The 20,437-nt window shown below is 38.5% G+C and carries 15 protein-coding genes; 10 read left to right on the top strand and 5 right to left on the bottom strand.

The genetic code is table 11. The annotated features are described in order from the left end of the window. The first annotated feature begins 11 nt into the window (after positions 1-11). Positions 12-701 (top strand): DUF4956 domain-containing protein, encoded by a 690-nt coding sequence (locus SLH51_RS17070; RefSeq protein WP_335962619.1) that lies wholly within the window; start codon positions 12-14, stop codon positions 699-701. A 74-nt stretch (positions 702-775) separates the two neighbouring features. Here SLH51_RS17070 and SLH51_RS17065 read toward each other — a convergent pair whose 3' ends face one another. The 4 genes from SLH51_RS17065 to SLH51_RS17050 all read right to left on the bottom strand — a co-directional run bounded on the left by SLH51_RS17065 (position 776) and on the right by SLH51_RS17050 (position 7,787). Next, on the bottom strand, positions 776-1,795 hold the full coding sequence (locus SLH51_RS17065) for an S-layer homology domain-containing protein (protein ID WP_335962618.1): 1,020 nt from the start codon (positions 1,793-1,795) through the stop codon (positions 776-778). Between the two features lie 185 nt (positions 1,796-1,980). Further along, positions 1,981-4,125, bottom strand: a complete 2,145-nt coding sequence (locus SLH51_RS17060) for a leucine-rich repeat domain-containing protein (protein WP_335962616.1) — start codon at positions 4,123-4,125, stop codon at positions 1,981-1,983. Positions 4,126-4,147: 22 nt separating this feature from the next. Beyond that, positions 4,148-6,829: a CotH kinase family protein gene (locus SLH51_RS17055; protein WP_335962615.1), complete on the bottom strand. Its 2,682-nt coding sequence runs from the start codon at positions 6,827-6,829 to the stop codon at positions 4,148-4,150. Between the two features lie 124 nt (positions 6,830-6,953). Next, entirely contained in the window at positions 6,954-7,787 is an 834-nt protein-coding gene (locus tag SLH51_RS17050) for a tetratricopeptide repeat protein (RefSeq protein WP_335962614.1), read from the bottom strand. A gap of 298 nt (positions 7,788-8,085) precedes the next feature. Here SLH51_RS17050 and SLH51_RS17045 point away from each other — a divergent pair, with 298 nt between their 5' ends. From SLH51_RS17045 to murJ, 8 genes are all read left to right on the top strand, one after another. Continuing rightward, entirely contained in the window at positions 8,086-9,504 is a 1,419-nt protein-coding gene (locus SLH51_RS17045; protein WP_335962613.1) for an N-acetylmuramoyl-L-alanine amidase, read from the top strand. A gap of 439 nt (positions 9,505-9,943) precedes the next feature. Further along, positions 9,944-10,828: a UTP--glucose-1-phosphate uridylyltransferase GalU gene (galU, locus tag SLH51_RS17040; protein WP_335962612.1), complete on the top strand. Its 885-nt coding sequence runs from the start codon at positions 9,944-9,946 to the stop codon at positions 10,826-10,828. A gap of 9 nt (positions 10,829-10,837) precedes the next feature. Beyond that, positions 10,838-11,980 carry a polysaccharide pyruvyl transferase family protein gene (locus SLH51_RS17035; protein WP_335962611.1) on the top strand — a complete coding sequence of 381 codons (1,143 nt, stop codon included), beginning with the start codon at positions 10,838-10,840 and terminating at the stop codon, positions 11,978-11,980. 14 nt (positions 11,981-11,994) lie between these two features. Then, positions 11,995-13,338 (top strand): O-antigen ligase family protein, encoded by a 1,344-nt coding sequence (locus tag SLH51_RS17030; RefSeq protein ID WP_335962610.1) that lies wholly within the window; start codon positions 11,995-11,997, stop codon positions 13,336-13,338. Then, positions 13,331-14,425: a glycosyltransferase gene (locus SLH51_RS17025; RefSeq protein WP_335962609.1), complete on the top strand. Its 1,095-nt coding sequence runs from the start codon at positions 13,331-13,333 to the stop codon at positions 14,423-14,425. Before SLH51_RS17030 ends, SLH51_RS17025 begins: the two co-directional genes overlap by 8 nt. Positions 14,426-14,435: 10 nt before the next feature. Continuing rightward, positions 14,436-14,915 (top strand): PssD/Cps14F family polysaccharide biosynthesis glycosyltransferase, encoded by a 480-nt coding sequence (gene pssD, locus SLH51_RS17020; protein ID WP_335962608.1) that lies wholly within the window; start codon positions 14,436-14,438, stop codon positions 14,913-14,915. Further along, on the top strand, positions 14,912-15,391 hold the full coding sequence (pssE, locus tag SLH51_RS17015; protein ID WP_335962607.1) for a PssE/Cps14G family polysaccharide biosynthesis glycosyltransferase: 480 nt from the start codon (positions 14,912-14,914) through the stop codon (positions 15,389-15,391). The genes pssD and pssE overlap by 4 nt, the downstream gene beginning before the upstream one ends. 37 nt (positions 15,392-15,428) lie before the next feature. Beyond that, positions 15,429-16,961, top strand: a complete 1,533-nt coding sequence (gene murJ / locus SLH51_RS17010; protein WP_335962605.1) for a murein biosynthesis integral membrane protein MurJ — start codon at positions 15,429-15,431, stop codon at positions 16,959-16,961. Positions 16,962-17,048: 87 nt separating this feature from the next. Here murJ and SLH51_RS17005 read toward each other — a convergent pair whose 3' ends face one another. Continuing rightward, a complete protein-coding gene (locus SLH51_RS17005) occupies positions 17,049-18,920 on the bottom strand; it encodes a SpoIID/LytB domain-containing protein (RefSeq protein WP_335962604.1) in 1,872 nt (623 codons plus the stop codon). Between the two features lie 370 nt (positions 18,921-19,290). Here SLH51_RS17005 and SLH51_RS17000 point away from each other — a divergent pair, with 370 nt between their 5' ends. Then, positions 19,291-20,358: a glycosyltransferase family 4 protein gene (locus tag SLH51_RS17000; protein ID WP_335962603.1), complete on the top strand. Its 1,068-nt coding sequence runs from the start codon at positions 19,291-19,293 to the stop codon at positions 20,356-20,358. Positions 20,359-20,437: the final 79 nt, after the last annotated feature.

The following is a 20,437-nucleotide window of genomic DNA, read 5'->3' as shown; positions in this document are numbered from 1 at the left end:
AGGAGAATATCATGAATCAGTTTTTTAATGAACTACAGTATTTCTCAGATTTTACAACACGTGCAGCAATTATGGAAGCTTTTGCTGCGATCGCGCTTAGTTTTTTACTAAGCTTATTAATTACATGGGTGTACAAAAAGACGCATAAAAGCGGTCAGTATTCACAAACGTTTGTGCAAACGATCATTATCATGTCTGTTGTCGTTTCTGTTATTATGATTGTTATTGGAAACAACATTGCAGTTGCCTTCGGTTTAGTCGGTGCGTTTTCCATTATTCGTTTTAGAAGTGCGATGGCAGATCCGAAAGATATTGCGTTTATCTTTTTTGGAATGGCTGCAGGGATTGCGTGTGGACTTGGGTTCTACACATTAGCCATTTTATTTGCGATTACGTTATCATTGCTTATTTATATTCTTTACGCTACGAATTACGGAGCAAAGGATGAACTAGCAAAAACGTTGAAAGTGACAATCCCAGAGAATATGCATTATGATCAAGTCTTTGATGAGATTTTTGCAACGTTTTTAGCTCAACATAAGCTGCTTCAAGTAGAGACAACTAATTTAGGAACAATGTATCAGTTAACCTATACGATCGTACCAAAAGAAGGGGTATCGGATAAATCTATTATTGACGCAATTAGAGAACATAATGCCAATTTAAAAGTGTCGATTATTATGCCATCACAGACGTTTTAGTTTAACGAAAGAGGAGATCTCAAATATATGAGATCTCCTCTTTTGTTTACTGCAATTAATGTAAAAGCGTAATTTTATTTTCGAATAAACATTTGTGTCCAATAGTGACCGTTTTGATTGTAGCCAATGCCAATGTGCGTGAAGTCTTTATTTAAAATATTTGCACGGTGACCTTCACTATTCATCCAAGCTTTAACCACTTGTTCAGCCGTCTGATGACCCTTTGCGATATTTTCGCCAGCCTTGTAATAAGATACATTGAACTCGTTTAACATATCAAATGGTGAACCGTATGTTGGACTTGTATGGGAAAAGTAATTATTTGTTTGCATATCGTTGGATTTTTCTCTTGCAACAACGCCAAGAGAGTTATCTGCTTTTAATACAAGTAATCCTTTTTTTCTTCTTTCATCATTTGTTAACTCAATCACTTTTGCTTCAATTGCACTTATTCCTTGATCTGGCTTTTCTTGAACAGGTTGCTTACTTGTTTGATCACCCTGTAATGTTCTCGTGAGAAAAACAGAAAAGTGTGCTCGTGTTGTATTTTGACCTGGTCTAAATGTGTGATCAGAAGAAAAACCAGTGGTAATTCCATTAGCAGCTAGTGCGTGAATGTCATCATAAAATGTATAGGTTTGGTGAATATCGTTAAATTCTCCATCCCACGTACCTTTTAAGTCAAATGCGCGTACGAGAATGGCAGCCATTTGTCCTCGTGTTAAAGGAGCTCCAGGCATGAAATTCCCATTTCGACCATTGATAATTCCTTCATCTACGACAGTTGCTACAAGGTCATAATCAGTAAATGTTTTGTCAATATCGTTTAGGTTTGGTGCTGGCCTGCCTTTAGTATTTAAATCTAATGCTTTTACGATCATTCTAGCAGCTTGAAGACGAGTAATCGGGTTCGTTGAACGAAAGGTTCCATCGCGGTATCCGCCAATGATGTCATTTTGATATAGGTAATTGATTTCTTCTTTTGCCCAAAGGTTTTGTGAGATGTCTTTAAAAGTATCGGACGTTGCGTGAGTGGGTGACATACTAACAGTTAGTGCTAGTATGAAAGCCAAACAAAATCGTTTGAAATTCAAAAGAAATACCTCCTAGAATATGTATGCACTCATTCTATCATTCCTGATGGAAGGTTGGTATACTATCTATATTTTCGGATAGTAGTAGATTATGGTTAGAGTTGAAGATGATGTATAATGGCAGAAAATCAAATGGACAAAGAAAAATGCATGACTTCAAATATGAAGTGATGCATTTTTTTGTGTTAAAAAGTTAGAAGTTGCTCATGGATGTCGCTCGCACGTTCTTCAAGAAAGTAAAGAAGTTCTTCATTGGCCTCTTCCCACTCAGCGACAGAAGAGGGGTTCCCCGAGATGGGAATGAGAGAAGAGATATTAGCTTGAATGTCCTCTTTCAATTGTATAGCTAAAGTGGAAAGGTTTTCTGGTGAGAGCGTTGTTTGAAGTCTTTCCGTATACTGATCGATAAATTGTTGTTTAAACTCTTGATTTTCAAGCAGAGCTAATAGTAATTGAACTAGTTCACTTTCTGCGTGATAATGAAGAAAGTCTTCAAAATCGACGAGTTGATTTTCTAAATCCATTTCAACATGGTTGATAGCCCAGCGCCATTTGTTGTCGCCGCCACGATCACGCCAATAGGTTGATTGTGACAAGTCTTTGTTTTGGAAATACGTTTGGATAATAAAAAAATCAATAAAACTAGCTAGGTCTATTTGTGAACTGACATAGTTAAAATGATCAGTTTGTTGCAATGGGTGATCCATAGCGTACGCTACTAATTCGTCGTAGGAACCCCTTGTTCCATGTGAAGTTTTGTCATTGCCTTCAAGCAAATCAAGCTGACGTGGGTCAATTTGATACGTTAACTCAAAGTAATGGTGATCATAATACTCAGTTAGATGGTATAATCCCCAATTTTCATTATTCACTACGAGAGAAATAGGCTTTGATTCTTTAGAAATAACATTTATATCCTTGGCAGCTTCGTGAATCAGTGAGTGTCGAATAAATGACAAATCACCTTTTTGTCCGTGACTGACGATTAGACGTTTGTCACTTTGATCATTCGTGCTAAGCAGGGGAGAAGGAGTAAAGACATGCTGTCCATATTCCCCTCGACTATAAAGTAGAAACGATTTACGCTCGGTCTCTAAAGAATCGCCCCAATACATTCGAATCCCAGCTGGCTGTGTGAAGAGAGGGCTAGTCGCGCCATTTTGGTCAAAGTAGCTCACTTGAATAGGGCGTTCCCAATTTGATCCGCGCATCATATAATTTCCTGTTAATTCCGGAACTGGTGCAGCAGGGTCATAATGCTCACCGGCAACATATATGCCCCGCTTCTCATCAAAGAGGTGAGCGGGGTCAATAGATATAGCAAGAATTGGGAGTGTGCCGGATGTCGACTCGTTCATTAGATATGTACGAGTGGCTGTTTCTCCCGTTTCTCCATTGGCTAAAAATAATTTAGCTCGAACAGTAGTTGTTTCTTGAATGACAATTGGAGAACTATAGGCATCTGATGCAAGCGTCGGCTCGCTGCCATCTAATGTATAACGAATGACGCCTTCTCGTTGGCTTTCTAAGCTTAGTTCAAATGGAGAACGATAGGTGCCACTTATTTCAGACATGTTAACTTGTAAAGCTGGGTCACCAAAATCAACATCGCGTACTTGGTTATAGAGCTGATTTAATGTTGGCTCGCGATCATAAGGATTCCCACGCACATACACACGTTGTGTAAGATCTTGTAAGTCTTGCAAAGGACTGAAATCAGTAATTAAATTGTTACGTAAGTTTAGATCTTGCAAACGAAATAAATGCTGTAATGTGCTAATATCCTCAATTTGATTGTCGCGGACATTAAGAGTTTCTAAATATGTTAAATTAGCTAATGGTTCAAGTGACGTAATACGATTGTTACGCAAGTTTAAATCGACAAGCCCGGTTAGATTTGTTAACGGTTCAATCGATTCAATTTGGTTGTTTTCAGCATCCAATGTTCGAAGTTGCGTTAAGGTACTTACTGGTGTTAAGTCTTGAATGAAATTCTCTTCAATGTCCAATTGTTCTATGTTTGGAGTATATTTTATTGGATCTAAATCTCGAATCGCATTTTCTCGAACATTTAATTGTTGTAAGTTCGGGAAATGCCGTAAATCGTCTAGGCTTTCAATATGCCTTCCACGTAAATTTAACGTCGTAATTTGTTGCAAGTCGTACTCTTTCAGTGGTCTTTCTGTACCTAGAGATACGATGACAGCTTGTTTAAAGTTTTCATCTGCAAAGGTAACTCTAGTATCAGAGGCGAAAATATATGCTCCGCCCCATCCACCTAAAAGTAAGACAATTATGCCAATTAAGACGGTCCATGATTGTCTATTCATCAAAAATCCTCCTCAAATTACGTCAGTCCGTGACTTGAATCGTAATTAGTTCAATAATATCTGATCCTTCTTTTCTTGTTAATAAAGATGTTCCCGGTACAAGGGCTATTGCGCTGCTTCCTTCTAAACTAACGACTTCTTCATCGCTCGTTAGCCAGCCTTCCCCAGCTAGTGTGATTCGTTCTCCTGCTGAAACGGTCAACTGATCTTTCTCATAGTGCGAGACGATCATTGTCATCGTACCAAGTGAGCGATTCTCCTCATCGAAGAGTTCAACAGTAGCTTCGCCTTCTGCTAGCAGAAGGAGTTTATCAGTATCCACTACGTCGACAATCTCTTCATTAGAAGATGTGATTCGTCCGATTGTGTCGGTGTGACTAAATGTTAAAGGAACATCCGTCAGAAAACGGAAGGTGTGAAATGCTTGCAAATCGTCTCTTGCTAACGAATAGCCGTTCACAGTTAGATCATTTTGCAAGTCTTCATCTAATTCTACTTCCCCGTACCCATTAAGAGTAAAATAATCAGCTAAGTGAGCAAACATAAACTCAGGTCGCTCGATCGCAAATTGTTTCATCCGATTTAGATGCGTGACCCAGTCTTCATATGAACTAGGGTGTTGCCAACGGTCAATATGGTGATTCATTTCAGGTTCAATCGCTGCAGCCATTTCTTCTAGCATTGGCACACTTCTAGAAGGGTGAAACAGCGTATTAAGGAAATGGGCTGAACGATTAATATAGTCTGTTTGAAAATCTTCATTTTCCATTAGAGAGCGTAAGACAAGGGTAGACCAATCGGGATTTGGCATCGAATCTTGTCCAGCTTCTGTTGCCATTTGCAATGTGTGGTGACGATATGCATCTGGTCCTCCAAAACGTCCGAATCCAAAGTCAAGGTCAAATAAAACGTGCTTCCAAGGTTCATTTTCTATTCGGTTTCGATAAAAAACACGGTTATTTCCAGGCCAGTCCGTATTTCGAACGAATATTTCTGTAATGTTATAATCAATAAAATTATCAAGATCGATCCACTCGGCTACTTGCTCATAATGTTCTTGCTCGGACAAATCATGTTCGCGAATATACGCTGTAACCGAATTCCAGTGCGCATTACGACCTTGATCAATTTCTCCATCTTTTTCAAGCAAGTCTAGGTCATCTTGGTGGATTCCCAATTCTCGTTCAAAATAATGTTGGTCAAAGCGTTCGCGAATATTGTGTATTCCCCAATATTCTCCATTTATATAGACAACAACGGGCTTGTAATTTTGTGTTTCAACATTGATTTCATCCTTCACTAACGATTGAAGATACGCATCACGAAACAGTGTGCTGTTGTAATCATTCCCAGAGTTGCGTAAAAGCAAGCGTTTGTATAGGTGGCGTTTGTCCTCACCAAAGAAAGAGTAATTAAAGGTATTATTCCCGTACTCATTTCTAGCATAGAGACGTAGAGATTTTTGATCGTACGCTCTTGAGGCTCCGCCGTGTATTCTCATGCCAGCATTGGTTGAAAGAACAAGATCACCGGATTCATTAAAATGTTCTACTTTCACAGGTCTTTCCCAATCGTGGCCAGTCATTGCGTAGTTCCCTGATGTCGCACGTTCTAAGACGGGATTGAAATGATCCCCAGGAACATAAATGCCGATTTCATCATCAAATAAATTTCTTGGATCTGTACTTAATGAAATAATCGGTAAGTTTGGCGTTTCCTTAATTAAATAGGTTTCACGTACTTCAGGTCCAAGCTCTCCTGTAGGAGAAATGGCAACGGCACTAAGGACAGTAGACTCCGTAAGTTCAAGAGGGCCTTCATAGATTTGTGAGTTTTCATCAGGTGTTGAAGCGTCTGTTGTATAATGAATGACAGCTTCAGTTTCAACCGGAAATGAAAGCTCGATTGAAACAGCATTGTCTTTTAACCCACCTCGTTCAGAAAGTTCAATTAGAAATGGAAGCTCACCAAGATCGGTTTCTGAAATGGCATCATAGTAATGAGCAATAGGTTGAACAGATTGAAGTTGGTTTCCTTCTAAAAGAAGTCTTTCTCTTAATAAAGGCGTGTTAGCAAGTGGTGTTAAGTCTGTTATGAAATTATAGCGAGCGTCGAGTCTCCTAAGATCAGGTAGGTCGGCAAGCGCTGAAATGTCATTTACATAGTTCCCACGAAGGGTAAGCTCCTGTAAATAAACTAAAGATGAAAAGGTTGAAATCGTACGAATACGGTTATCGGCCATATTCAAGGAAAGCAAGCTGGCCATTTTTTTCAATGGTTGAATGGAGGTAATCCGGTTGCCCTCCATGTTCAATTTCACAATCGTTGGCATTCTTTCAAGTGGATCAAGGCTCTCAATTTGATTAAAGCTAAGATCCAATTCTTTTAATTGTTTCAAATGCGTAAGGGGCTCGAAGTCTGTAATCTGATTGCCCGATAAATCGAGTGTTTCTAGATTAGCGAAATGTTCTAAGCCACTTACGTCTGTGATTCCTTCGTTAGAAAGGTTTAATGACGTTATCTCTTTTAATCGTTTTGAATTGAGTTCTTCGCCACTAGTTATTTGAAGTTTCGTATAAATCGCTTCTTTTAATTGAACGTCTTCGATTTGATAGCGGTCAGCAGAGTCTGCTTGGAGCATAAAGAACGATGCTAGCCAAATAGCGAAAACGCCAATAATCGGTAGCAGTATATATGATTTCAATGTATTGTATCCTCCCGTACTTAAAAAAGTTCCATGCGTTAAAATTGCGTCCTATCCATTATAATATCACAAAGTAATGGTAAAGGTCTGACCCCTCCTCTTGGTAGCAGTCAGACCCTTTTTCTTAATTTTGAATTAAATTTTTTGAGTTGAAGTAGCTACGGTAAAGACCAAAAGCTTCTGTACTGTACATATTTAGAAAATCAATCGTTGGGGCATACGTTTTCTCTAAATATCTAGAAGCTTCTTCGACTTCTCCCATTTCTTCTAATACGTAACTTACTGTATAGTAAAGCGATGAATCATCTGGTTCTAAGGCAATTAGGAACAAGTAATTTTCAACACTTTCTTCATAGTCTCCATTAACATAGTAAGCATTTGCTAGAGCTTGTAGCGTTTGTTTATTAGGGTCTTCTCCTCTTTGATAAAGGTCCTCTTCAAGTGTGAATAATAAATCAAGACCTTGTTCGACATCATATTTTGAATCGATTAACAATGATGCGTAATACACAACATGTCGTTGATCATCAGGTTCGAACTCGAACTGTCGTTTTGCTTGCAAAATAGCAGCTTCGACAAGTTGTGGCGAAGGATCATTTGTATTTTGTATATGCGCTTGCAAAGCGTCATAATAACGTTCTGTATACATAGCAGCTTCGTTTTCCTTCTCATCAAGAAGATAGCGAAAGTAAATAATCACTTCATTATAATTCCCAGCCGCAATTTCATCTTTCATGATGCTATTTACATTTGTTGTTGTTAACTCTTTTAATTGAAAGCGTTTGGCTAATGTTTGAACAATTTGATCGCTGTAACGAAACTCTTCATCATCGTAAGCGTACAAAGTTGTGTCGATTCGTTGTTCCTCTGCGAGCTTTCTTTCCATATTCATTGTTGAACAAGCAGATAACAAAACAAGCAATAATACAAAAAGAAAAAAAGTACGTACATTTATCATTATCAGTAACCACCTTATCATGTATCCAGTCAACTTATTTTAGCGGAAATTATTCTTGCTGTGAAGAGCAACGTAACCTAAAGGGTGGAAGGAAGTTTGATACAAGAATATCGAGGTACCAACAGTCTAGCATGAATATGACGGGGAATTGTTCGATAAAATGAGGCGATATGAGGAATTTTTACAATATGCATGGAAAAATTCCTAATTTCGATAAATTCTTAAAATCGCTAGTTTCATATATTTTTACATGTTAATCTATAAACAGATAAATGATTTGTAGATTGGAGGTCTAGAATTGTCGAGGAAAGGTTGTATTTTGTCTTTTGTTTTTATTCTCTTTTTGTCCTTATTAGCTGGAAATGGACAGGTTGCTTCAGCGCAGAGCAAATTTCCTGATGTTCCTTCCAGTGCTTGGGGCCATAAAGAAATCCATTTATTAAAAGATAAAGGGGTCATTACAGGTCATTCAGATGGTACATTTCGACCTAATAATACACTTACCCGTGCTCATGGTGCTGTTATTATAACTGGAGCACTTGGTTTAAATGGATTGAAGGTTAGTAACCCCACATTTCCTGATGTATCCCTAAATCATTGGGCATCCGCAGAAATTGAGCGTGCTGTTCAACAAGGCATTTTTACTGGTCGTAAAGATGGGAAATTTTACTCCGCTGAGACGATGAATAAAGCACAGGCGGCTGCTATTATTGCACGCGCTTTTAATTTGAGTGGAGGAGCATCAAGTTCATTCACAGATATCAGTTCACAGCACTGGACTCTAAAAGAGATTGTTGCGCTGGAACATAATGGCATTGTCGAAAAAGGCGGGCGTTATGAACCGGGAAAAGCAATTACACGTGCAGAGTTTTCTACGTATGTAGCACGTGCTCTTGATCCAAGTTTCCGTTTAAATCAATCACAACCAAGCAATGAAACTGTTCAATTCCAAGGTGAAGTAACGGTTTCAAGTACGTTAAATGTACGATTGGGTGCTGGTACTTCTTTTTCCGTTCTTGGTAACTTGAAAGGCGGACAAAAAGTAGATGTGTATGCTACTCAAGGTTCGTGGTATAAAATTAAATACGTCAATGGTTGGGGATATGTGAGTTCCTCATACGTAAAGAAAGTATCAAATAATTCAAACAATACGCCGAACTCTGTACTATGGGATCGAATTATCGCGATTGATCCTGGACATGGTGGGAAAGATCCTGGAGCTGTAGCAAATGGCTTGCAAGAAAAGGATGTCGTGCTAGGTGTGGGGCTTGAGTTAAATAAACAGCTTCAAAGTGCTGGTGCTAAGCCTGTATTAACTCGAAACAATGATACGTTTGTCGAGTTAGATCAGCGTGCTAAAATTGCGAATGATGCTAAAGCAGATATTTTTGTTTCGATTCATGCAAATGCAGCAGCAAGCACAGCTGGTAATGGAACGGAAACGTGGATTAGTGCGTCTTCAGCAACGAAAAGTGAAAGCAAAGATCTTGCTGAGAAAATTAATAAGCGTTTAGTTCAAGAATTAGGTACAACTGACCGTGGAGTAAAAGAAGCGAATTTCAAAGTATTGGTTCAAACAAATATGCCAGGAGTTCTAATTGAACTTGGCTTTTTGACAAATAGCAAAGATGCAGCTTTAATGAAACAGTCTAATTATAACAGCAGAGCAGCAACAGCTATTCGCAAAGGGATTGAAGACTATTATTCTAGTAAATAAGTGAATGTTGTTCATGGTTATAAGCACGGTTAAGTCCGCTATGAGGAATTCTCATAGCGGACTTTTTTAAGAGTGGGCCAAGTCAAGCGCATTCATTTAGGCTTAGTCAAAGAAGGGCACTCTTCGTGTGATTTAAAAGCATGTAGGCGCTAAGTTATTGCATTAGAACAAGAGAAGGTCAAGGGCGTTTGGAAGTTTATTCTTGGGAGGGCAATGGCTCCCCATGATACAATCTAACGATGAGAAGGCACTCATCGTTAGATTTGAAAAACGTGTCTCGGCTCCGCTCATTGCTTCAAAGAACAAAAACAGTCAAAAATCGACCGTTTTTGTTCTTTTTACATCTTTGTCAAACAGAAATCATCTGCATTGTGTTGTTCTGTATTGTATAATGGAGTAGCTATGTTTAAGCTGTTATTAGGAAAGGGAGGTTATCGGTTTGAAGGTGAAAAAGGCGATTATACCTGCAGCTGGTCTTGGAACGCGGTTTTTGCCGGCGACGAAAGCACAACCAAAAGAAATGCTACCGATTGTTGATAAGCCAACAATTCAATATATTGTCGAAGAAGCTGTTCAATCAGGAATTGAAGATATTTTAATCGTGACGGGTCGAGGCAAACGAGCGATTGAAGATCATTTTGATCGAAATGTCGAATTAGAAGAAGAGTTGATACGCAAGGAAAAAGAAGAGCTTTTGAAGTCTGTGCAGAAAAGTACGGACTTACTTGATATTCATTACATACGTCAAAAAACGCCTTCAGGGTTAGGGCATGCTGTTTATTGTGCTCGTAAATTTATTGGCGATGAACCATTTGCTGTTTTGTTGGGTGATGATATTGTAAAATCAACAGGTACGCCCTGCCTTAAGCAAATGATGGAACTGTATGAGACATTTGAAAATCCGATCATTGGCGTTCAGGAAGTAACAGATGACGAAGTGGAACGCTATGGTATCGTCGACTGTGACTCAATTGGAAATGGTGTTTACAAAGTGAAGGATTTGGTCGAAAAGCCACCTAAAGAAGTTGCCCCATCCAATATTGCGATCATGGGTAGATACATTTTAACTCCTGACGTGTTTGACATACTGGCACAAACGCCTCCTGGAAAAGGGCAAGAAATTCAATTAACTGATGCACTACAAGTATTAAGCAAGAAGCGAGACATGCTTGCTTATGAGTTTCAAGGAACACGATATGATGTAGGAGCAAAGCTTGGATTTATTCAGACGACGATTGAATTTGCGCTTGATCGAGCAGACTTAAAAGAAGAGATGGAATTATATTTACGTGAGCTAGTTCAAAAACGATTTACGAGAAAGTAGGATTATGAAATGAAAGTAGGAATTATTGGAAACTATGGCAATAACAACAATGGAGACGAAGCAATCCTAACGGGCATTTTGCATCAGCTAACTGAACATCTCCAGGTAAAAAAAGAAAACATTGTTATTTTTAGTAATAATCCTGACAATACAAAGGAGAGGTATCACATTCGCTCTATGCCTCTTATTCATAAAAAAGGGAGCATCTTAAAGTCAGGGCTAACAACAATTGGAGTTAGTTATAAAGTTATGAAGGAGCTTGATTTACTCATTATCGGCGGCGGCGGTTTGCTGATGGATATGTATAAACGCGATGCGCCACTGTACAGCACCCTTGGTTTAGCAGGCAAGCGCGCGGGTTGTAAAGTCGTTGTATATGGGGTTGGTGCAGGTCCACTTACAACGGCGTTAGGGAAGTTCTTTATTACTCGTTTAACGAATGCGGCTCAGTCTGTGTCGGTTCGAGACCAAGATTCAAAAGCGCTGCTCGAATCACTAGGGGTGAAGACGCCAGTAACGGTGATTGGTGATCCGGCCTTTTCAGTGCCTGCTCCGAAGACTCATTCGCGCTCACAGTCGATTAAAAAAGTAGGCGTAACAGCTGTCCCTTATTTTAGCCAGCAATATTGGCCGAAACCAGATTTAACAAAATATCAGGCCTATGTTGATGGAATGGCAACTCAACTTGATCAATTAATAGAAGAAAAGGGCGTAGAGGTTACTTTTTTCTCTACAAAATACCCTGAGGATGTTGCTGTCACAAAAGATATTTTAGCAAAAATGAATCATCAAGAGAACGCGAAATTAATTGAGGATAACTTGCATCCTACCGAGATTGTTGCCTTAAGTGCAGAGCAAGATCTAATTATTGGGACAAGACTTCACTCATTAATTTTATCCGTTGTTGCGAAAACACCGGTTATTGGAATTGGTTATCATCATAAAGTAGAGGATTTTATGAAAGTCATTGAAATGCCCTCTCTTGGTATCCCGATTAAAAACGTAAACCCGAGTTCTTCCTCAATGGTCGATGTATTTCAGGCGATTAGTGAAAGCTGGGAGTCTGTTCAAAATGCTTTTGACATTGTCTCAGAAACGTTAAAAGCAGAGGCCTTAAAGGGCTTGAAACAATTAGAAATAGATAAAAAGTGAATGGTGTGAATTTCATGATAGAGAGATATTTTCCAGTAGAAAGAACGAATCGGATTCTATTGGTTGCAACAACACTGCTTGTTATTTGGACATCGATTGAATTGCAGTTTACACGAATTTGGGGAAACCTACTTCCTGGAATCGTTCGAATGGCGATTTCCTATACAGGAGAAATGTTACTAGTTGCGATGGCACTACTTGTCATTATCCATCCGCAATTAGGACGTGAAAATATAGTCGCTCGATTAAAAAACCCGATCAACGGGAGTTTGATTCTGTTTTTGAGTTTTGCTTTATTTAGTATGTTCATTAACAATGTTCCGTTTACTCAAGGGGTTTTTGGAGTGCGAGCATTGTTTCAATATGTCATATTGTTTTTTATTTTGCTAACATTAGATATTCCAGCTAGTTGGGTGAAAAAGCTTTTCCATTTAATTATTGGTTTGGCTCTTTTCCAATCAATTATTGGGTTTGTTCAAATTGCCCTGTTAATTCCATTGCCACTTCGCGACGTGTCGCAAAGAAGAAGTATCGCAGTAGGGGAAGAAGTTCGCGCTTTTGGTTTAATGGATTCTAGTAATACACTAGCTGGTTTTTTAGTCGCTGTTTTACTACTTGTCACGCTATACCTATTTATTTATAGGCAGCAGCTATCAGGTCGGTCGAAAATGATATATTTAGTAATCGTGGCCGTACTACTAACTGCTATTGCCCTTACATTTTCTCGTCAAGCGTTCTTAGCACTTATCGGCTGTTTTGCCATCATTGGAATTTTAAACCGGAAGAACAAAGCGTTTCGTGTACTGTTAAAAGTAGCGATTGGCTTAGTCGTTTTATTTGTTGTTGGCTACGGTCTTGCTCTTGTCTTTTTAGAAGGATTTGCACAGCGGAATTTATATACTTTGGACTTAACGAAAAATTATCGATTCTTAATTATCTTAAGTGGACTTGAAGTGTTTATGTTAAATCCAATTGCCGGTGTTGGACCGGGTATGTTTGGAAGCAACGCTGCATTTGTGTTTAACTCACCCTTTCACCAGTTTATGCATGAGGGGCTTCCAAGCACGATGCGAACGGTTGATAACAATGCGTTATATGTGCTTGTTGAGTATGGTGTAATTGGAGTCATCTTACTTGGTTATTTTTTATTTAAAATATTAAAAGAAATGACGTTATTTGCAGAGAAAGACGCTCTCATTTATAAATGGGTTGGATTGTTCGTTGTTACCTTTGGAATCGCCTTTGTCATAATGGGGTTACTTTCAACCGCATGGGAAAATCACCAAATAGCGCTTTGGTTTTGGCTATTCTTAGGAATCGGGATGAACTGGCATATGAAGGAGAAGCATAATGGATAAACAAATGCGTGTTCTTGTATTAAGCAATATGTACCCAGGAGACAAAAGTGCAACGTTTGGAATCTTTGTCAAAAACCAGGTGAATGCTCTGCGTGAAAAAGGGGTAGAAGTTGATGTCATTGCAGTGACAGACCCTGATATGAATAAAGCAAATGTCATTAAAAAATATGCAAAGTGGACCATGCAAACGTGTGTAGCGTTGTTAGGAAGAGGGAGAAAGTATGATGTCGTTCATGCTCATTATATTTTCCCAACAGGGATGCTTGCTTTACTTTTTAAAAAATGGTTTAAGACGAAAATGGTCGTAACCGCTCATGGTGGCGATATTAACCGAATGGCGAAAAAGAATGCACGTATTAAGGACTGGACGACAAAAATTTTACAAGAAGCTGATCATGTGATTACGGTTGGTCACGATTTACAGCGAGAAATTCATCAGGAATATCACATCCCGTCTAATAAACTGTCCGTTATTAATATGGGGGTTAACTTAGCAACATTTCATCAACATGATGTGGCTGAGGCAAGAAAGGTGCTTGGGATAAAAGAGGAGGAGCGCCCGATTGTCTTTGTAGGAAACCTGATTAGAGAAAAAGGGATTTTAGAGCTCCTTGAGGCATATAACACGTTAAAAGAAAAGCATGGTAACCTTTCTCTCTACTTAGTTGGGAACCCAAAACAAGAAGCGTTTCAAAAAGAGATTATCGGGTATATTGATAATCATCAATTACAAGATGTGCATATTCATCGAGCGGTACCACAAAGCGAAGTTGCCATCTGGATGTCAGCTGCGGATCTCTTTGTATTGCCTTCCTATATGGAAGGCTTTGGGCTTGTTGCCGTTGAGGCGATGGCTTGTGGAACTCCAGTTGTTGGGACAAAAGTTGGCGGGCTTCAAGTGTTGCTTGCAGATGATCATGGTGTATTAGTCGAACCAGAAAATGCGGATTCCTTAGCTAGTGGAATGATGAAAGTATTAGAAGATGAAGAGTATTGCAAAAGGTTAATTAAAGCGGGGAAAAGAAGAGCGATAGAGAATGATCAAGATATACTAACAGAAAAAGTACTTGAGATTTATACGAAATGAGGGATGGAAGATGAAGAAAAATAAACAGAAAAAAGTAATGTTCATCTCCTCGATTGGTGGTCATCTAACCCAGCTTTTGCAGCTGAAACCATTATTTGATCAATATGATTATCACATTGTCACTGAAGAATCCAGTATTACGAAAGAATTGGCGAAGGAGTATCCTGTATCGTTTTTAGTGTATGGGGCACGGAACTATTTGTTTAGTTATCTATTTAAATTTTCGTTTAATTGTATTAAATCGTTTTTCATTTTTTTAAAGGAACGTCCAGATGTGATTGTGACAACAGGAGCACATACTTCGGTTCCGATGTGTTACATTGCGAAGCTATTTAGACGAAAAGTCATTTATATCGAAAGCTTTGCGAAAACAACGACCCCAACTCTTTCTGGTCGCCTTGTTTATCCCATTGCTGATTTATTCATTGTTCAGTGGGAGTCAATGAAGAAAGTGTACCCGAAAGCTGTGTATGGGGGGTCTATCTATTGATTTTTGTTGTGCTTGGAACACATGAATTGCCGTTTTCGCGTTTGTTAGAAAAGGTTGAGCGCCTTCAGGAAACAGGAGTGATTACTGAAGATGTCGTCGTCCAAGTTGGACATACCCCGTATGAGAGTGAGATGATGACACTTATCCCATTTATGAGTTATTCTGAAATGGAGAACTACTTTGATAAAGCAAGGCTCATTATTACGCACGCAGGAACAGGCTCCATTATTACCGGGGTGAAAAAAGGAAAAACGGTTATTGCCGCAGCAAGACTGGCCAAATACGGAGAACATAATGACGATCATCAAATTGAGATCTCTGAAACTTTTAGCCAAGCGGGTCATATTTTAAGTGTAGTTGATCTTGCTGACTTAGAAAAAAAGCTAGAACAAGCAAAAGATTTCGAACCAGTCCCGTTTAAAAGTGGACGTGATCAAATGATCAAACTTATCGATGATTTTATTCAAACGATTTGAATCAAGATTCGGTAGAGAGAAAGAAGTGAACGGATAAGTGAAAGGCAATACGTTGTTAAAAATTATCGGAGCGGTAGCCGTGATCAATTTAGGGTCGCGGTTTATCGGTTTTTTACGAGAAGTCGTCATTGGCTATCAGTTTGGAACATCAAATATAGCAGATAGTGTCGTTGCGGCGTATACGTTACCAAACTTCTTTTATGTTGTGATCGGAGGAGCGATTACAACCGCCTTTATTTCGATTTATAGTAAAATGGATGACCCTCTCAAAAGGGAGACATTTTTAAGCTCTATTTTTACATGGCTCTCACTTTTATTACTCATTTTTACAGCCGTGTTAATGTTCTTTTCTGAAGCGGTCATTGGCTTGTTATTTAGAGGACTTCAACCTGAAGAGCTCGCGTTAACGGCTGATTTGTTTCAGATTATGGCACCTGCAACATTGTTTCTCGTCATATCGATGTGGTTTACCGGCATTTTAAATGTAAACGGGAAATTTACGCTCGCAACAACGTCGACTCTTTTAATGAATGTCACGTTTGTAATCATTGCTGTTGTTGGCTATTCGTACATTGGGCCATATGCACATGCGTATGGTGCGGTAATTAGTGCGATCGTGATGGCAATTATGTTAGTCATTCTGCTAAAAAAAGGGAATTTTGTTCGTTTTAAAATTAACTTAAAAATAGATGATGATTTTAAGAAAATGTGGCGTTTAGCGTTTCCAATTATATTAGGTGGCGCAACGTTACAGTTTTACTTTTTAATTCATCGAATTTTTGCAGCTGGACTAAGTGATGGTGCGATTTCAGCTTTGAATTACTCATCAAAAATTGTTCAACTACCGCAAAGTGTATTAATGACAGCTGTGACGACCGTTATTTACCCGTTGCTTGCGAAAAAAGTAGCAGCAAATCAGGAGGGAGACATTCAAAGTCTTTATTCAAAAGGGTTGCGAATGATGACGATCATTATTATTCCAGCGACAATCTTTGCCTATTTTTACGCAGAAGAGATATTCCGATTTGTGTTTGAATATGGGAATTTCACTCGTGATTCGACGCTACTCGCTGCACCACTTTTTCAGCTATTAGTGATTGCAATGTTTGCTCATTCAGCCAATTTATATGTCACTCGTTTTTTTTACGCAAAGGAGAAATCCATTCTACCTGTGACACTAGGAGTCATTTCGGTCTTTGGAATTAATGTTGGTCTGAATCTATTATTAATCAACCATTTTGGCGCTAGGGGTCTTGCTGCTGCAACATCCATTAGTGCAATTAGTAATTTGCTGATGCTTTTGATCGCAGCAAAGGTTGTCTTAAAGTTACACCTATTTGGACCGAATACATTCACAACGATTTGGAAGTTCGCTGTTCTCTTTGCGTCAATCATTGCTGTTCAACTAGGGGTAAAATCATTGATCACGATTGATCTGCCGATTGTCACGTTAATGATTGCATTAGTCGTAACGATCGTTGTCGTTGCTTTCATATTACACAGTTTACGTTTCCCTGAATTTGAAGCTGTCCGTACGAAGCTTCTGAAAAAATTGGTGAAGCGAGGATAACAATAGAAAAATAATAAAAAAAAGAAGAAGCTCACATGCAGCTTCTTCTTTTTCAAGTATATTCTCTTTCACTTTGTCAAAAGCTATTTATCTAAATGACTCATCAATCGCACGTGTCATGAAACGTGAAAACATCACACGGCTTGTAGATTCATTCGGACGGAACGATTTGTCTTTTCCATACTCTGTTGTAATGCCATGATAAGCTATCGTATCAATGGCATCTAAGCTCGTTTCCGAATACGTAGAACGATTAATATCAGCATACTGGTAACTCGTGTTCGATGGTTTCGTTAAGTTGAACGCACGAGTCAAGACAATAGCCATTTGGGCACGCTTCAGATCCTCACCTGGATTCATTTTTCCATTGTTACCAGTCATAATTCCGTGGTACTCCATCTTACGGAATAACTCATAATAATCACGATCTTTCGGAACGTCCGTTGCTTTTAATTGATAACTACTTGGAGGAACAGATAAATTCAACTCACGATCAAGCATTCTAGCTGTTTGAATTCTGTCGATCGTTTGATTTGGTTTAAATGAATTGTCAGAAAAACCACTGATCACACCACGATCGTAAAGGAACATAATTTCATCATAACCTGATGTTGTGTTTGTTACGTCAGTAAAAATATCATTGCGTTCGATATCAAATTTAATGCTTTTCAGTGACACTCCCATTTGAGAACGTAGTCGATCAGGAAGTCGTTGACCTGATGCAATTGGTTTTGGAAGTGTTTCTTTTACTTCTTTTCCAGATGTTTTGTGCTTAGCTGTGACTACTACTTCTTGAACACTTAGTGCGTCCGTTCGTTTTGTAATCTTAATATCGCTAACCATATAGTCCTTCGAACCGAACACGGCATGAGCAATGGTTTCGTTTGCCACTGTTACTGACCAGCCATGATGAGTGCTTGTGTTTGAATCATATCGATCATCTACTGCTTTTAAATAATCGAACGTACCACCCCAGACATTTTCGCTGTTTTCAGTGTGTCCGCCTGAACTTGAATGGAAGACAGCGTCAATCAGACGATTGTTATGAACGGCAACTACGCCTTGTGTTTCTTTTACTGCTTTGTTTGAATTAGCATGTTCAAGTGATTTACCACGGTATACCTGATTAGAGACATCATCATCTAAGTAGCGACCATTAGCAATTCTTTTGGCGTAAGTGCGGGCAGCTACAGCTTGTGCTTTTAGTGCTTCTAAATGTTCGGTACCCCAAGAAGCCGGCATTTCACTTGGTACAACTCCTTTCAGGTAATCTTCAATATCTAATTCATTAATAAGGCTTAAGCGTTGGTCGTCTGGCTGGATATAAAACGATCCACGATAATCAGCTGTTACATTACTAGACCCATGTCTAACCTTAGAAACAGTTGTATAGTTGCTATCTTGCTGTTTATTTGGGATTAATGTGAAACCTTTTGTTGAAGTTAATATTGTATTATCTATCTTTGCAACGGCTTCTTTGTTGCTATCTTGACTAAACTCAATGGAGTCTTTAAATGAAACTTCTAGACCATCATCTTCGTTTAATAACTTGAAATCCCCATTAGGAGTTAATGTAAATGTTTGCTCGGGGTTTAATATAACTTTCACGCTTGAGTTTGCATCTTTCCGTAAATTAATACCTGTATAATAATGCTTGAGAATTTGTTCGTAAGATTTGCCTTCCTTAGCCATACCTAATGCACCATATTGGCTCATCCCGACACGGTGACCCCAACCATCACCTGTAAAAGTAAATGTAGCTCCGCTATTAGCAGAAGAGGCTTGCACTGTTTCACTCGGATCAACGTACTCAACTTTAGGAATTTCAACACCTTCAAGAATTGGGTATGTTTCAACATTTGTCATAATTTCATCTGCGCTCGCAGAAGCAGAGGTGAAAGTTGTTAAAGATAAAATAGGTAACATCATAAGAATCGTAAGTAATCGTAATTTTTGCATTATAGTCTCCTAACTTTTTATAGTAGTTTCATTATTAAATAGAAAAGGAATAGATTATTACTTAATTTTAGTTCAAATTTCGACCTCATTTTACAATTTTAGTAGTTTCATTATAACAAAATGATACAAGTTTCATATAGTTAACGAATGGAAATTGTAATAATAGGTAAATTGATACAATTTAATTGTGTGAAATTGTGTCAATGTGTATAATTTATAAAATTTTTGATTTCGAATTCTGTTCTTTGTGGTACAATCCATTATGGATGTTTTTTAAAAGCCCCATTGGATAAAAAAGAAGAAACTTGTTTAATCGAAAAAGAAATAAAAGCGCAGTTAATGGAGAAGGTAAGAAATAAGGAGGGTCATTATGCTCGCTCTGGCTTTGGTACTTTGTTTTATCGTTACGGTGCTAATTACACCGCTAGTAAGGCGTTTTGCTATAAAAATTGGAGCTACTGACAAGCCGAATCATCGCAAAGTGCATCAAACGTTGATGGCTCGTCTAGGTGGTTTAGCAATATATATTGGGTTTTTAATTGGTCTTATCATTTTGCAACCGGAAAGTCCATTTATGTTACCGATCTTAATTGGTGGATTTATCATTATTGTGACCGGGTTTTTAGATGATATGACGGAGCTTTCAGCAAAATGGAAGCTGTTAGGGCAATTAGCAGCAGCAGGAGTCGTTATTTACGGTGGCGTTAAAGTGGAATTCATCAATTTGCCATTTGATGGTCAATTGCAATTAGGATGGTTTAGCATTCCATTAACGTTACTTTGGATTGTCGGGGTAACAAATGCGATAAATTTAATTGATGGCTTGGACGGCTTAGCTGCAGGGGTTTCTAGCATAGTCTTGATCACAATTTCATCACTAGCAATTGTACAAGGTGATGTGTTTGTTGCAGCGCTTGGAGTCGTCTTATTAGGGAGTACGTTAGGCTTTCTTGTTCATAATTTTAATCCAGCAAAGATATTTATGGGTGATACAGGAGCTTTATTCTTAGGATATATGATTTCAGTTATTTCCTTATTAGGATTTAAAAATGTAACGATGTTTTCGCTATTAATCCCGGTAATTATCTTAGCGATTCCGATTTCTGATACATTGTTTGCAATCGTTCGTCGTTTAGTTCATAAGCAACCTTTATCGGCACCAGATAAGTCCCATTTGCATCACTGCTTGTTGCGATTAGGCTTGTCTCACAAACAAACAGTTCTTGCTATTTATGCAATGACGGCATTTTTCGGTTTAGCAGCAGTTATGCTAACAATGGCGACGTTATGGATATCAATGATTATTCTATGTATTACGATTATTGCGATTCAATTTCTTGTTGAGCGAGTGGGATTAGTTAGCTCAGAATATCGACCAATGATCAAATTGATAAGACGTTTTACGAATGCAAAGAGACGTTTAAAATATGAGAAATAACTAGGTTGCTACAACCTAGTTATTTTTTTTAAAGGCAACAAAAAAACGATATACTCAGTTCTTCTGAGTATATCGTTTC

It is taken from the genome of Halalkalibacter kiskunsagensis (assembly GCF_037027555.1).
Taxonomy (GTDB): Bacteria; Bacillota; Bacilli; order Bacillales; family Bacillaceae_D; genus Halalkalibacter; species Halalkalibacter kiskunsagensis.
The sequence above is the reverse complement of the archived record's forward strand: the minus strand, read 5'-3'. Positions and strand labels throughout refer to the sequence as shown.